The sequence below is a fragment of the Pseudonocardia yunnanensis genome (genome assembly GCF_039534065.1).
In the GTDB taxonomy this organism is placed as follows: Bacteria; Actinomycetota; Actinomycetes; order Mycobacteriales; family Pseudonocardiaceae; genus Pseudonocardia; species Pseudonocardia yunnanensis.
The window spans coordinates 109,468-124,794 of sequence record NZ_BAAAUS010000008.1 but is presented as its reverse complement, the minus strand read 5'-3'; the positions used below and the strand labels follow the sequence as shown (position 1 = coordinate 124,794).

Below are 15,327 nucleotides of genomic sequence, written 5' to 3'. Positions count from 1 at the left end.
TCTGGTTCACGCGCGTCCGAACAGCGACACGTGTCCATGTCGCGCCGGGAGGATGGTCAGCGGGCGCGGCGGGCAGGGCGGGGCAGGCGGCCGTCCACCAGCAGGACGCCTTCGGCGCGGAGCCGGGCGCTCTGCTCCACGGCGATGTGCGGCGCACACGTCCCGTCCGCGCGGAGCACGCGGTGCCAGGGCAGGTCGTGGCCGTCCATCGCGAGGATGCGGCCCACGAGCCGGGGCGAGCGCAGGCCCGCGCGGGCGGCCACCTCGCCGTAGCTCGCCGTCTCACCCGGCGGGATCGCGAGCACGATGGCCCGTACCCGCTCGACGGTCTCGTCGTCCACGCGATCAGGGTGTCAGGAACGCGCGCATCGCGTCGGCGACCTCGGCGGTGCGTTCCAGGTAGACCATGTGACCTGCGTCGATCTCGGTGACGGTGAGTGCATCGCCGAGCTCGGCGCGGCAGGCGTCCACCCAGGACGGGCTGACGAAATCGGCCTTCGTGGCCGGCAGCAGGAGGGTCGGCGTGCCGGCGGGCGGAGTGAGCGCCGCCCTGGCCATCTCGCTCCAGGCGACGACCACAGCCGAACCGCAGTAGCGGTACCGGAAGCGGTCGCCGTCGGCCACGAGGTGCTCGGCGAGCTCTGCGTCGACGAGCTCGTCCGCGATGCCTTCCCAGCGCTGCGCCCGGTCCGCCCGCGCGGAGGCGAGGTCGGGGAAGGACTGGTCGGCGCGGCTCTCCTCGGCCGTCTCCAGCATGTCTTGGGGGTCGAGGCCGATCGCCGGGTCGAGCAGCACCAACCGCTCCACCCGCTGCGGCGCGGTGCGGGCCAGGTGCACGGCGATCGCGCCGCCGAAGGAGTGTCCGGCGACGGCGACGCGCTCGAGTCCCAGGGCGTCGAGCACGGCCAGCGCGTCGGCGACGTGCTGCTCGATGTGCCACGGCGGCGTCCAGGGGGAGCGCCCGTGGCCGCGCAGGTCGACCGCGATCAGCCGCAGCTGTGGCAAGGCGTCGGCGAGTACCTGCCAGCGCGCGGAATGGCCGGTGACGCCGTGGAGGGCGAGCACGGGCACCCCGTCGGAGGGGCCGAAGGCGCGGACGTGGAGCGGCGCGGTGGTCACACCCTGATCGTGCCAGCCGCCCTCCCCACCGGCGGAGCTCGACCCGGCCCCGGTTGGTGCGACGGTACTCGCCGTGCGTACCGGCGATCCTGTCGGAAACGTCGATGATCTTGTTCATTCTCGGAGCGGCCGTTTCGAAGATGTGGAACCGCCGCCACGACAGATATGCCGGGGGGAGGCACTCCTATCTGGGGGGACGGCACTCCGCTCCTCGGGGGTTCACACGATTGTCCGCCGCTTCCGCTGGCTGCACTGTATGGCCGTAGCCGTGGTCCTTCGACCGGCGCCACCCATGTTTCAGAGGAGCGCACGAGTGAGCAAGTTGAAGATCCGGACCCGTGTATTGCTGGGCCTCGCCAGCCTGATGACGGTCGGCGGTGTGATCGCTGCCCCGAGTGCTTCCGCTGCACCCTGCGCCGCGGGCACGCCAGGACAGTACGTCGATGGCTTCGCGACCGAGGGCCAGGAGATCCCAGGTTCTCCGAAGCGGTACGAATTCGGGGACAGTCCATATGTCGGCGTACGGTACGACAGGTGCTTGCAGACAATTAAGGTCTACTTCGGCGGATACACGGGAATCACCCACTACAACATCAGTCCGGGATGGGGACCGCAGCTCGAGCTCGCACCCCTTGAAAGGGGTGTGTGGACGGCTGGAAGGAATTTCCGGCCGTTGCCGCCGAGAGATACGCTGCACTTCTCGGTCCAGGCCTGTAAGCGCGGGGGCTTCCTGGGGAGATCCACGTGCACCGCGTGGTCTCCTGTGGTTTGGCTTGAACCCTGACACCGACAGACGGCGCCGGCGGCCCGTCGCGGCGGTGGGTCTCCGAGCCCTCACGGCGCCGCGGGCCGTCGTGATGGAGGCGCCGATCGAGGTGGCGCAGGTGACATCGAACGAGGGCGAGCAGCGGTAGAGGGCTTGCCGTGCGGTAGCGCCGTGGTCGATGTCGCCTCACTGCCAGACGCCACTGAAGGTGCCTGAGCCGCGATCAGAACGACGGAGCCGCGGAACTTGTCGTCGGGGGTTCGTGGTTGCATCGCTCGCGTGTCCCGTCCTGATCGCCCCGCCGGGGCCGCCGCGCTCGCGCTCGCGCCCGGGCTCGTCCGCAGGCCGCGTGTGGCGCCGGGTGAGCTGGTCTGGGACGACGCCGCACGGCGGGTGCTCGGCCACGCTTCGGGGCCGTTGCGGGTGGTCGGCGGACCGGGCACGGGCAAGACCACGCTTCTCCTGACGAGCATCGCCGCGCGGATCAAGGCGGGTGCCGATCCCGAGCGCACGCTCGTGCTGGTCGGGAGCAGGCAGGCGGCAGGGGATCTGCGCGAGCGCCTCGGCGAGATGATCCACGGCGACGGCGGCGAGGTCGAGCGCACTTCGCGCGAGCCGCTGGTGCGCACCGTCCACTCCTACGCGTTCGGGGTGCTGCGGCTGCACGCAGCACGCAACAGCGACCCGCCACCGCGGCTGCTGGCGAGCGCCGAGCAGGACGCGGTCGTGCGCGATCTGCTGGCGGGCGAGATCGCCGGTCCGGACCACGGGGGAGTGGCCCACTCGGGCTGGCCCGTGCGGCTGCGTCCCGCTCTCGGTCTGCCGGGCTTCGCCGCCGAGCTGCGGGAGCTGCTGCTGCGGGCCGCCGAACGCGGCCTCGGGCCGGACGAGCTCACCGAGCTGGGCACGCGCCACGACGTCGCCGAGTGGGCCGCGTCGGGCCGGTTCTTCCGTACCTACGAGCACGTGATCCTGTTGCGCGGGGCCGCGGGCCGCGGCGCGCCTCAGGCCACCGCCCCCGCGCTCGACGCCGCCGAGCTGGTGTCAGCGGCACTGGACGCACTCGCGTCCGACCCCGAACTGCTCGCGGCGGAGCGGGAGCGCGTGCGCCACCTGGTCGTCGACGACGCCCAGGACCTCGACCCGCAGCAGATGGAGCTCGTGCGCGCCCTGGGCGCCACGGCGAGCAGCGTCCTGCTCGCCGGCGACCGGGACCAGGCCGTGCTCACCTTCCGCGGCGCCGACCCCGACGGGTTGCGAGCCGTCGACGCCGAGACGGTCGTGCTCACCGCCGACCACCGCAGCGCACCCACCGTGCGGGCCGCCGCCACGCGGTTGGCCGCGAGGCTGCCCGGCTCCGGTGAGGGGCGCGGCCGGTCCGCGCCCCCCGGGGAGCCCGACGGCCCGGAGGGGTCGGTGCTGGTTCGGGTGTTCGGCTCCGCGGCCCAGGAGGCGGGGTGGGTGGCCGACCAGCTGCGCCGCGCCCACCTGACCCAGGGCGTTCCGTGGTCGCGCATGGCGGTGCTGGCGCGCTCCACCCGGCTGTCGCTGCCCACGCTGCGGCGGGCGCTGCTGGCCGCCGGCGTGCCGGTCGCCGCGCCGCCCGACGAGCTACCGCTCGCCCGCCAGCCCGCCGTCGTCCCGCTGCTGATGGTGCTGCGTTGCGCCACCCGTCCCGACGAGCTGGACGCCGACGCGGCCACCGCCCTGCTCACTTCCCCGCTCGGGTCGGCGGATCCGATGCGGCTGCGCCGGCTGCGCCGCGGGCTGTTGCGGTTGCACGCCGGGAGCCGGCCCACGGCTTCCGCGCCGGCGTCCGACCCCGATGCGGAACAGCCCCAGCGCCCGGTCGACGTCGAGCGGTCCGGGAGCGACCCGCTGCTGGTCGAGGCGCTGCAGTCGGCGGCGCACGGGCGTCCCGACCCACTCGTCGCGCTCCCGCCGCAGGAGACGGCGCCGCTGCGCCGGGTCGGCACGCTGCTCGCCGTCGCCGGGCACGCAGCCCGCGACGGGGAGAGCGCGGAGGAGGTGCTCTGGCGGGTGTGGCAGGCCTGCGGGCTGGGGCCGAGGTGGAGCGAGGCGAGCGCGCGCGGCGGCCCGGTCGGCGCGGCGGCCGACCGCGATCTCGACGCCGTGCTCGCGCTGTTCGACGCCGCCGCGCGGCACACCGACCGGCTGCCCGGGGCCGGTGTGGCGAGCTTCCTCGAATACCTCGCCGACCAGCAGCTTCCCAGCGACACACTCGCTCCGCGGGCCCCGCGCGGGGAGGCGGTCGCGCTGCTCACGGCACACGCCGCACGCGGGCGTGAGTGGGACGTCGTCGCCGTGCCCGGGGTGCAGGAGGGCAGCTGGCCTGATCTGCGGCTGCGGGGAAGCCTGCTCGGCAATGAACGGTTGGTCGACCTCGTCGCCGGCGTGGCCGAGCCGGGCCGGGAGACGGTGTCGCGGCTCGCGCCCCTGCTCGCGGAGGAACGGCGCCTGTTCTACGTCGCGTGCACGAGGGCGCGGCACACGTTGCTGGTCAGCGCCGTCCAGGGTGATGACGAGCAGCCCTCGCGCTTCCTCGACGAGCTCGACCCCGTGCCGGCCACCCAGGCCGACCGGCCCGTGCACCGGCCGGGCCGCTCGCTCGTGCTCGCCGAGCTGGTGGGCGAGCTGCGCAGGGCCGTGTGCGAGCCGGACACCGGTGACGACCCGGCGGTCGCCGAGCGGCGGCGCCGTGCGGCCGTCCAGCTGGCCCGGCTCGCCGCCGCCGGCGTACCCGGCGCACATCCCGACGACTGGTACGGGCTCGTTCCCGTCTCCAGCGACGCCCCGCTGCGCACGCCGGGGGAGATCGTGCCGGTGTCGCCGTCGGACGTGGAGAAGATCGTCCGGTGCCCGCTGCGGTGGGTGCTGGAGCGGCACGGCGGCAGCGAGGTGGGCGCGCTGGCCGCCGTCACGGGTTCGCTCGTTCACGCACTGGTCCAGGCGAGCGCGGCAGGCGCCGACGGCGCCGAACTGGAGGGTGCGCTGCGCTCGGCGTGGTCGCGTCTCGACGCCGGGGCGCCCTGGTACGGCCGCCGGGAGCTCGCCAGGGTCCGCGGAATGCTGGCGGCGTTCGACGGCTGGGTGCGTTCGAGCCGGGCCGAAGGGTTGCGGCTGCTGGCCGTCGAGCAGCCGGTGCAGCTCGACCTGGCGGGCGACGAACCGGGCGGCGACGGGGCAGGCGCCGTCGGGCCGTGGCTTCGGCTGCGCGGGCGCGTCGACCGGCTCGAGGTCGACTCCGCCGGGCGTCCGGTGGTGGTCGACGTGAAGACCGGCCGCACGGCAGTGAGCGGGCGGGTGGCCGCCGGGCATCCGCAGCTGGCCGTCTATCAGCTCGCCGCCGCGCTCGGTGCGTTCGGCGAGCTGCTCGAGCCCGGGGCCCGCCCGGGTGGAGCACGGCTGGTGTACCTGGCCGACCAGAAGGCCGACGGGCAGGCGAAGGAGCCGGTCCAGCCACCGCTCGACGACACCGAGCTCGCCCGCTGGGAGGACGTGCTGCGCCACTGCGCCGACGAGACGTCCGGGGCGCAGTTCATCGCCCGCATCGGCCCCGACTGCGACCGCTGCCCGGTGCGGGTCGCGTGCCCTGTCAATGGGTCCGGCCGCCAAGTCACCCAGCCGTAGTTCCGTCCACCGAATGCCGCGCTGACCTGGACACACGCAGTGAGGTAAGTGGTACATCAGGGGCCCCTGTGACTCTCTCGGGTGGGTGCTTCGAGGAAGATCGCCACTCCCGGTAGGGTCGTCCAGCACGCTGGCGCTCTTGATCGCTCCCCTCTCCCGCGTGCCGCAGGAGGTGCGGTGTCCCGGTTAGCGAGACGGATTCGGCTTTTCGTCGTTTGGGCCGGGCTTGCCGTCCTGCTGGCGGCGTGCGCGAGCGGCCCAGGGCCGAGCACCGCCGCACCCGACAACGCGCCCGACCTGTTCGAGGCGCTGCCGACCACCACCGTGGCTCCGACTCCGACGGCCGCCCCCACCACCACCCCGGCGCCCGACGCCGCCCGGCCCGCGGCCAGTCAGGGCCGCGCAGGCGGCCACGGCGAGGGCTCGGGGTCCGGCGGCTCCGGTGCGGGAGGCAAGGACCCCAAGTGGGCATCGTCCGGGGGCGACGAGTTCAGCGGCTCCGAGGTGGACCTGAAGAACTGGACCCTCTACGACAGCGAGGGCGGCTTCGGCAACGGCTACCGCAGGCCGGAGGCGATCAGTCAGTCCGACGGCTCGCTCAAGATCACTGCCAAGGATGATGTCTCCGGGGGCATGGCCCAGAACGTCGGGCAGCTCTACGGGCGCTGGGAGTTCCGGGTCCGCACCGAGAAGGGCCGGGGTTTCGGCTCCGCGATCCTGCTCTGGCCCGACTCCGAGCAGTGGCCGGCGGACGGCGAGCTGGACATCATGGAGGTGCCGGGGGAGAACCGGGATCTCGCGCACTTCGTGGCGCACTGGGCCGACGCGAACGGCGACGACACCGTCAACGGCAAAGCGATCCCCGGCGACTTCTCGCAGTGGCACACGTTCGCGCTCGAGTGGCTGCCCGACCGGATCACCTGGTACGTCGATGGCGTCAAGCAGTACGAGAACAAAGACAAGACAGTGATCCCGACGAAACCCATGCACCTCACGATCCAGCTGGACCAGGGCCCCAAGAAGGACTGGATCATGGCCCCCGACGACACCACCCCGGACGAGATCAACCTCGAGGTCGACTGGGTGCGCGTCTACAAGGCAGACCTCCCGACCCCGTAAGGGACGGGCCGATCCGGCTGGGACCGTACGACCGGCGCGCCGGTCCAACGCTATGGGACGAGCGTGCCGCTCGTCCGGAGCGGGATAAAGGCCCCGGGGCGTGCCTGAGGCGGATCCGCTGCGCGAGCGGCCCGTTCGTGCGGACCCATCGTGCGGCTGCGCCGCTCGTCCGACGTGGGACGACGGGGGCTCCGCCTCCGGGGGTGTCGGAGCGCTGAGGTAGAACACGGACGTGGAGCTCACCCCGCATGCGCTGGCCGTCGCGCTCGGGGTGCCCCCGCCCACCGAGGAGCAGGCCGCGGTGATCGCGGCGCCTGCCCGTCCGGCGTTGGTCGTCGCGGGGGCAGGGGCGGGCAAGACCGAGACGATGGCGGCGCGGGTCGTCTGGCTCGTCGCCACCGGCGAAGTGCTCCCGGAGCAGGTGCTCGGCCTCACGTTCACCCGCAAGGCCGCCCAGCAGCTCGGCGCGCGCGTGCGTTCCCGGCTGCGCCGCCTCGCCGGCTCCCGGCTGCTCGACGAGCTCGACCCGAGCGGCGAGCGGCGGGTGGCGGTGCTGGCCGGCGAGCCCACCGTCTCCACCTACCACGCCTACGCCGGGCGGCTGGTGGCCGAGCACGCCCTGCGGCTGCCGGCCGAGCCGGCAGCGCGCCTGCTCGGCCAGACCGCGTCATGGCAGCTCGCGCACCGGGTGGTCACGAGCTGGGCGGACGACCTCGAGGTCGACCTCGTGCCGGCCACCGTGACCGAGCGGCTGCTCGCGCTGGCCGGAGAGCTGGGAGAGCACCTGGTCGACCCCGAGGCGGTGCGGCTGCATGCCGAGCGGCTGGTGTCGGTGCTCACGGCGGCCCCGCCGGGCAAGCGGCAACGGGCAGAGCCGTCGCAGACCTACCAAAGGTGGGTGGCCGCCCAGCGGCAGCGTGCGGCGCTGCTGCCGCTCGTGGAGGCGTTCGGAGCGCGTAAGAGGGCAGAGCGGGCCGTCGACTTCACCGACCAGCTCGCGATCGCCGCGCACGTCGCCGCCGAGCATCCCGAGGTGGGAGCCGCCGAGCGGGCCCTCTACCGGGCGGTGTTGCTCGACGAGTACCAGGACACCGGCCACGCCCAGCGCGTGCTGCTGCGTTCGTTGTTCGGCACCCCAGAGGGGGAGGAGGTGCGGGCCGGCGGGCCCGCGGTCACCGCCGTGGGCGACCCCTGCCAGTCGATCTACGGCTGGCGCGGGGCCAGCGCAGGCAACCTCGTCAGGTTCCGCACCGACTTCCCCGCCCCCGACGGCCTGGCGGACGAGTACGGGCTGCTCACGAGCTTCCGCAACCCGGCGGAGGTGCTGGCGCTGGCCAACAGGGTCTCCGCGCCGCTGCGCTCCGCGCCAGGGGCGGTCGGCGTGGGGGAGCTGCGGGCCGGACCTGCGGCGCGAGCCGGGCACGTGCGGGTGGCGCTGTTCCCCGACGTCGCCTCCGAGATCGACTGGATGGCCGACGGCATCGCCGACCAGTGGCGCCACGCGGAGGACGCCGGTGAGCAGCCGCCCACGTCCGCCGTTCTGGTGCGGCGCCGCGTCGACATGGACCCCATCGCGGCGGCGCTGCGGGCCCGCGGGCTGCCGGTGGAGGTCGTCGGGCTCGGGGGGCTCCTGGACACGCCCGAGGTGCGCGACCTGGTGAGCGCCCTGCGGCTGGTCGCCGATCCGCTCGCCGGTGCGGCGGCCGTCCGGCTGCTCACGGGGGCGCGCTGGAGGCTCGGCGTCGCGGATCTCGCGGCGCTGTGGCAACGGGCCCGGGAGGTCGTCCCCGCGCAGCCGCCGCGTCCCGGCCCGCTCTCTCCCGCCGAGCTGGCGCTCGGGGCGTTGCCCGGTGAACAGGCCGAGCAGGCCGGCCTCGTCGATGCCCTCGACGACCCCGGTCCCGCCGCGCGGTACACACCCGAGGGCTTCGAGCGGATCACCCGGCTGGCGCGTGAGCTCGGCTGGCTGCGGGCCAGGGCGGCCGCCCCGCTGACCGACCTCGTGGCCGACGCCGAACGGGTGCTGCTGCTCGACGCCGAGAGCATGGCGCGTCCCGGGCCGGTCGGCCGCGCGCACCTGGACGCGTTCGCCGACGTCGTCGCCGACTTCACCTCCGGCGCCGAGGTGGCCACCCTGCCCGCGCTGCTGGACTTCCTGGAGACGGCCGAGAAGGCCGAGGAGGGGCTCACGCCGGGCGAGGTCGAGGTCGCCCCGGACCGCGTACAGGTGCTCACCGTGCACGCGGCGAAGGGGCTGGAGTGGGCGGTGGTCGCCGTCCCGCACCTGGTCGGGCAGGTCTTCCCCGGACGCAAGATCAGTGGCATCTGGCTGACCAACGCGGCGGAGCTGCCCGTCGAACTGCGTGGCGACTCGGCCGACCTGCCCGAGCTCCATCTCCCCGAGGGGGGCGACCGCAAGCAGCTCGAGGACGCCCTCAAGGCGCACTCCGAGGCCCTCGACGAGCGGCGGCTCACCGAGGAGCGCCGGCTGTTCTACGTGGCGCTCACCCGCGCCGAGCACGTCCTCCTCGCGTCGGGACACCGGTGGGGCCCGACCGGCGATCGTCCGCGGCAGCCCTCGGAGTTCCTCGAAGAGATCGCAGCGGTCCACGAGGCGGAGCACTGGGCCGAGGAGCCGGGGCCGGGTGAGGTCAATCCGGCGAGCATCGAGCAGCCGGCAGGGCTCTGGCCCGACGACCCGCTCGCCGCGCGAGCGGAGGCGGTGCACGCCGGGGCGGCGCTCGTGCGGTCGGCCCTGCGCGAGCTCCACGACGTGCGATCCGCCAGGGCCGCGGCGGTCGAGCCCGGGGCCCAGCTGGCGTTGCTGGCGTCCACGGACCTGCCCGACGAGCCTCCGGAGGACGAGGAGTCGGCCGACCCCGAGGGTTGGGCCGCGGACGTGGACGTGCTTCTTGCCGAGAGGGCGGCGGCCCGGGCCCGGCCCACCGCAGCACTGCCGCCGCAGTTGTCCGTGAGCCAGCTGGTCGAGCTCGCGGCCGACCCCGCAGCGCTGGCCGCCCGGTTGCGCCGTCCCCTCCCGCTTCCACCCAATCCGCACGCGCGCCGCGGCACCGCGTTCCATGCGTGGCTGGAGCAGCGGTTCGGGGCAGCGCAGCTGCTCGACATCGACGAGCTGCCCGGAGCGGCCGACGAGGGCGCCGCTCCCGACGACGCGCTCGAGGAGCTGCAGGCAGCGTTCCTCAGCTCGGAATGGGCGGACCGGCGACCCGTCGAGATCGAGGTGTCCTACGAGACGGTGGTGGCGGGCATCGCGGTGCGCGGCCGGATCGACGCCGTGTACGCCGATCCGGACGGCGGCTTCACGGTGGTGGACTGGAAGACGGGCGCACTTCCCGACGAGTCGCGGATGCCGGCGCTCGCCGTGCAGCTGGCGGCGTACCGGCTGGCGTGGGCCGCGCTGGCGGGATGCCGGCCGGAACAGGTCAGGGCGGCGTTCCACTTCGTGCGTCATCACGTCACGCTGCGACCGGTCGACCTGCTCGACGCCGCCGGCCTGCGGGAGCTCGTGCTGTCGGTTCCGGCCGTGCCGGTGTGAGGCCGAGCCCCCCGGTTTTCTGAATCATCAGTAGCGGGCCGGCGCCGCGTGTGATCGACGCGCCCCCCGCCCGGCGTTGTCGTGGCCGCCGTTCGGGCGTCGATCGCTGCCGACAAATGCGCGCTCGATATCCGCCGGCTGCGCAACGACTTGCACGTCCGTCAAGGAAGAGTAAACATGTGGGGTGTCACCAGGGGGGACGACCATCAGTAGTGCGTCTTTCGCTGTGGGTTATGCCGAGTAGCTCGGAGCGACCGACACACCGAAAAGATCACGAGACGTCCAGGGTGGGGAGCAAAGCGAACTCCACGGATCGCGATTCGGTCAGCCATCATATCGCCGATCGCGAGCCGGACATCTGACGAGATCGCGGCGGTCGGCGCCCCGAGTGGCGGGCCGTGCGCGTCCGATTCAGCAAGATTCACCGATACCGCCGCTCGCAGCAGTTCATGCACATTGGCGTCGCAAGCAGGGCCGCTGCGGCTTCGCAAGTAGTCGATATTGGCCACGCCCTGTGGCGGAAGCCGGTTTCGACCACCTGTCCGAGAGGTATGGATGCAACAGCTTGGGAATATCAATTGTGGTTGTCGCACCTGCGGCGTGGTCGATCTCGGGTTGTCGCCCGCCGGGCTGACATGACCCGCGCGGCCGTCTATCTACCCGACGGGTACGGAGCGTCCGAGGGGCGCGCCGGGCCGGGACGGCTCGGAGAGGTCGAGTTGGATGTTCTGGAGGTCGGGTCGGCGCAGGTGGTGATGCGCGAGGCCACGGTCCGAGACGAGCGCGACGGGGCGTTGTTCACCGGCGGCAGCGGAGGGTTGGTGTTCGATCCCTCCGCCGGAGGTGGTCCGTGGGCCGATGCGGCGGCCGAGCGGGCGGCGCGGGCGTTCGGAGTGGTCAACACGGCGTTCCACACCCAGCGGGCGCTGCGGTATGTCAGCGGGTTGCTGGGGCATCCGCTGCCGCATCTGCTGGTTCGCATCGGAATGCACGAGCAGTCGCGCCCGTGGGGTGGCGGGCACTACCGGCTGCCCGGCCAAGGGGTGGGGGCCGACCCGGACGCGACCAGCCCGGCCGGAGAGGTACATATGGGTGGCGGCGCGGGCTTCGTTTCCCGCCCCGGCGTCGACCGGTATTTCCGCGTGCCCGCCCACAACCCCGCCATCATCTGCCACGAAGCCGGCCACCACGTGTGTCGGCACACCGCGGATTTCCGGCTGAACCGGTTGCGCTCATCCGGGCGGCATACCAACAAGAAGACCGCCCTGGACGAAGGCACTTCCGACGTCATCACCGCGATCCTGCTGGGCACTCCCGACATCTACGGCTGGCACCGCCACGCCGTCCCTGTGACCGAACAACGACGCCGCAGGCTCGGCTCCCGCTGGACGATGGCCCATTTCCAAGGCGGCCCCGGGAGTGACCCCCACGCCGATGGCACGGTCTGGGCCTCTGCCTGCTGGAGCGCCCGCCGGCGCGTCACCGAGGCGGGCGCCGACCCGGTCCGCTTCGACACGCTGCTACTACTCGGGATGGAACTGGTCGGACGTGACCATCCTGCAGACCTGTCCACCGACGCCCTGCGCGAACGGCGCCACTTCTCCTGGCTCTTGGCCGCAATGGCGCAGGCCGACACCGCCCTCGCCCCCCACGTTCTTGCCGCCATGGCCGAGCACGGCATTCATCTCGGCGTCAGCAACAACGACCTGTCCCGAGCCGCCCGAACCGGCCCCACCCGGCTGGTGGACGCATGAGTGGCGGCGTGTCGAGCACAAGGGAACCGGGGGTTTCCGTGACGGAGCAGTGCCACCCCACGGCGGATGAGAACCATTCCGACGAGTACCTCGGGCTGGCCGACGGTTGGCTGCGAGAGTATGTCGCCGTTGCCGATCGGAGAGTCGGACGGTCCGGGCCGGTGTGCCCCTTCATGCCTCGGGCACTCGATCAGCAGGCGGTGGAAGCCCGCGTTCGATACGACATCAACGGATCCAGCGAGCAGGAACTCATCAACGAGCTGGGAACCGAGATCAGTGAGTTCGGCAGCACGGGCCGACCCGCACGTAAGAGTGGGGTACTTCTCGACAGCAGGCTGATAGTCATGCCGAACCTGGGTCCCGAGGGGTGGGAGCGTCTGGATGCTGCGTATGCGCATTTGAAGGGCTTCGCTGTCGAGTTGGGATTGATGGTCGGGCAGTTCCATCCGCGTTGCGACGAGCGAGCAGTCCGAAACTCGGATTTCCGCGTCTCCGTCGCTCCGGTCGCCATGTTCGCGATAAGGCACATGGCGCCGCATGACGTCCTCTTCCTGCATCGTTCCGAGCAGTGGTTCAAGGAATACGACTCGCACTTCCGGTCACACTTCGAACGGGGCCGGATACGTGACTCGCTGCTGCTCTCGCTGTATGGCAGTGCACGTGATCGTTTCGATGCCACCGGGTGGCCGACAGATGTCTGACGAGCTTCCCGACTTCACGATCCACGATGTCTGGGATGCGCTGCCCACGGGGCTTCGGGACGAGTTCCTCGACCGCCGCTCCGCGTCGACCGGATGGAGAACCCACCCGCGCCGGGAAGTGCACGGTAGACGCTGGGAACCGCTCCGGCCGATGGTGATCGGAGAACGGGACTACCACGGCCTGGAGTACGTCGCCGCTCGGCTGTTGCACCTGGCCGTGGACGCGTGCCGTCGCCGTGCCTCGACGCTGGGCGAACTCCACCAGCTACTCCGCTTTCCCCATGAGCTCCCCCTGATGGATCCTGATCGCCCGCTGGTGACCGAAGAGCTCACCCGGTTCGCGCGCCCCGATCTCCTGATCGAGCAGGCACGGCCCCGGCTTCTCGAGTTCAACAACAGCACCCGGCTCGGTGGCGGCACTACGACGCCCAAACTCGCGGAGGCCTACGCCCAGCTGTGTCCGCAGAGCGGAATGCGCCCGCCGCCCTCCACAGTGACCGCGCGTTCCGCCGCGCTGGCCCGGACACTCCGAGCCGGGAACGGGAACGGCCACCCGGGCCGGCTGCTCATGCCCGCGTATCGGGCGATCAACAGAAACACCGGCACGGTTCAGCGCGGCAAGACGGTCACGCGAGTCATCCTGGCCGATGCCCAGCGGGTGGGTATCGACGTGGTGCAGGCCGACCTCGCCGACCTACGCCTCGACGCCGCTGGTCGACTGCTCGCCGCCGATGAGCCGGTCGACGTCGTGCTGCTCCGGTGGGGCAGTGACCGCATCGTGGACGACGGAGGCGGACTCGCGGCGCTGCGCAGCGCCGACGATGCCCGCACGGTCGTGTTCTTCCCGCGCACGGAGTCGGCGCTCATCTCCTCGAAGGCGATCCTGTCCTGGCTTCACGAGGACTGTGATGCGGGCTTGCTCGCGGCGGCCGATCGCGCGTTGGTGCGCGCCCACGTTCCGTGGACCACATGCCTGGGCCTGGACGGCGATCCGGCCGCACAGCGGAGATTGCTCGGCATCGCGATCGACGAGCGTCATCGGCTGGTCGCAAAGCCGGCCGTCGGCAGGTCTGGCACGAATGTGTTCTTCGGAAGCCAGATGTCGAAGCAGGACTGGGCGTCACGCGTCATCGATGCCGCCCGCGAGTCGCCGGTTGTCCTGCAACAACGCGTCGTATCCGACCGCATGACGATGCCGTTCCACGATCGGGACTCCGGACGGCAGGTCACCGCGCAGGTGCCGTTCGTGCTCGGCCCGTACCTCATCGACGGCGCGGCAGCCAGCGTCGCGGTACGCCACATGGGCCCGGACGTCCCTTCTCGGGACGTGGTGATCGGTGCGAGTCGAGGCGGATACCAGAGCGCGGCCGTGCTCGTGCCGGACGTTTCGACGGATCGACCGACGCAGCGTCACGAGCAACCAAGCGTCCTGAGTCACTAGAGAAGCTCGACGAGCCTCGTCATCGTGTTCCAGTTGCGGGCGGTGGCTGTGATGGGGAAGCGCTTCTCCGGGAAACCGACCGGTGGTGCAGCCATCAGGCCGTCGGGGCACCACTGGTAGATCACGCGCTCACCGAGCCGCGCATTCTCGGGGTCGAGCGCGATCGGGTCGTGCTCGGCGAGCAGAGCCGGGCCGGGAACGGGCTCCAGGACGTGCACCATCATCCGCGACCCGTTCGTCACCACGTCGGCGAGCGGGTTGCCGTCGACGATCGTGCGAAGGTCGTCGGCGGTGAGCACGACGCACCGCACGTCGAGCCCGAGCCGCTCGGTGATGGCCGCCTCGATCCGCGCCGCGTGCTCGGCCGGATCGGCGTCCCCGCCGGTGAACAGCGCGTTGCCGCTGTTGAGGTGCGTGCGGACGTCCGTGTAGCCCACGGCGCCGAGGAGTTCGCGCAGGTCGGCCATCGCCACCCGCTTGGCCTTGCCCAGGTTGATCCCGCGCAGGAGTGCGACGTATCGGGGCACGCAGGCACGGTACCGGCGATCACGGCGTATACACCGGCGATCTGCGGCAGGATCGGTGGGTGCAGCTCATCGATCTTCCGGTGCCCGACTCCGCGGCGGCCGTGGCGGCGCGCGAGGTCGCCGCCCAGTACTGCTCGACCGCCCTGCTGAACCACTCGGTGCGCGCCTACCTGTGGGGAGTCTGGTACGCCCGCGACCAGGGCATCGTGGTCGACGAGGAGCTGCTCTACGTCGCGGCGATGCTTCACGATCTCGGCCTGGTGGACGCCTTCGACAGCCACCGCGTCGACTTCGAGTACGCGGGTGGGCACGTCGCCTGGGTCTTCGCCGCAGGAGCCGGCTGGCCGGTGCGCCGCCGCGAACGGGCAGCGGAGATCATCGTGGCGCACATGCTCGCCGAGGTGGACCCGGCGATCGACCCGGAGGGCCACGTGCTCGAGGTCTCCACCGGGATCGACATCTCGGGCCGCTCGATCGCGGTGCCGAGCGGGCTGCGGGCGGAGGTGCTCGAGGCCTACCCGCGGGCCGGTCTGGCGCAGGAGTTCACCGCGTGCTTCGCCGATCAGGCCGCCCGCAAACCGGCCAGCACGGCCGCGGCCGCGATGCGCAGCGGGCTCGCCGAACGGATCGCGACCAACCCGCTCGACGCGGAGGAATGAAGACGACCTCGTTTCCTCGGCACTAGGGTCCGGG

At 72.2% G+C, this 15,327-nt stretch carries 10 protein-coding genes; 7 read left to right on the top strand and 3 right to left on the bottom strand.

Going from position 1 to position 15,327, the window contains the following annotated elements; genetic code table 11:
* Positions 1 to 56: 56 nt before the first annotated feature.
* Positions 57 to 341: an MGMT family protein gene (locus ABD743_RS11775; RefSeq protein WP_344721670.1), complete on the bottom strand. Its 285-nt coding sequence runs from the start codon at positions 339 to 341 to the stop codon at positions 57 to 59.
* A gap of 4 nt (positions 342 to 345) precedes the next feature.
* Complete coding sequence (locus ABD743_RS11770; RefSeq protein ID WP_344721668.1) at positions 346 to 1,119, bottom strand: alpha/beta fold hydrolase; 774 nt, start codon at positions 1,117 to 1,119, stop codon at positions 346 to 348.
* A 1,045-nt stretch (positions 1,120 to 2,164) separates the two neighbouring features.
* Here ABD743_RS11770 and ABD743_RS11765 point away from each other — a divergent pair.
* The 6 genes from ABD743_RS11765 (at position 2,165) to ABD743_RS11740 (ending at position 14,107) form a co-directional block, all read left to right on the top strand.
* Complete coding sequence (locus tag ABD743_RS11765) at positions 2,165 to 5,536, top strand: ATP-dependent helicase (protein WP_344721666.1); 3,372 nt, start codon at positions 2,165 to 2,167, stop codon at positions 5,534 to 5,536.
* 177 nt (positions 5,537 to 5,713) lie between these two features.
* Positions 5,714 to 6,655, top strand: a complete 942-nt coding sequence (locus ABD743_RS11760; protein ID WP_344721664.1) for a family 16 glycosylhydrolase — start codon at positions 5,714 to 5,716, stop codon at positions 6,653 to 6,655.
* 232 nt (positions 6,656 to 6,887) lie between these two features.
* Positions 6,888 to 10,211, top strand: coding sequence for an ATP-dependent helicase (locus ABD743_RS11755; RefSeq protein WP_344721663.1), 3,324 nt, complete (start codon positions 6,888 to 6,890; stop codon positions 10,209 to 10,211).
* 635 nt (positions 10,212 to 10,846) lie between these two features.
* Positions 10,847 to 11,965, top strand: coding sequence for a hypothetical protein (locus ABD743_RS11750; protein ID WP_344721661.1), 1,119 nt, complete (start codon positions 10,847 to 10,849; stop codon positions 11,963 to 11,965).
* Positions 11,962 to 12,666: a DUF6875 domain-containing protein gene (locus tag ABD743_RS11745; protein ID WP_344721659.1), complete on the top strand. Its 705-nt coding sequence runs from the start codon at positions 11,962 to 11,964 to the stop codon at positions 12,664 to 12,666. Before ABD743_RS11750 ends, ABD743_RS11745 begins: the two co-directional genes overlap by 4 nt.
* Positions 12,659 to 14,107, top strand: a complete 1,449-nt coding sequence (locus ABD743_RS11740; protein ID WP_344721658.1) for a hypothetical protein — start codon at positions 12,659 to 12,661, stop codon at positions 14,105 to 14,107. The genes ABD743_RS11745 and ABD743_RS11740 overlap by 8 nt, the downstream gene beginning before the upstream one ends.
* Here ABD743_RS11740 and ABD743_RS11735 read toward each other — a convergent pair.
* Positions 14,104 to 14,634, bottom strand: coding sequence for a DUF1697 domain-containing protein (locus ABD743_RS11735; protein WP_344721656.1), 531 nt, complete (start codon positions 14,632 to 14,634; stop codon positions 14,104 to 14,106). The two genes, ABD743_RS11740 and ABD743_RS11735, sit on opposite strands and share 4 nt — an antisense overlap.
* A gap of 59 nt (positions 14,635 to 14,693) precedes the next feature.
* Between ABD743_RS11735 and ABD743_RS11730 the strand changes: the two genes are divergently transcribed.
* Positions 14,694 to 15,293, top strand: coding sequence for an HD domain-containing protein (locus ABD743_RS11730; RefSeq protein WP_344721655.1), 600 nt, complete (start codon positions 14,694 to 14,696; stop codon positions 15,291 to 15,293).
* Positions 15,294 to 15,327 lie beyond the last annotated feature (34 nt).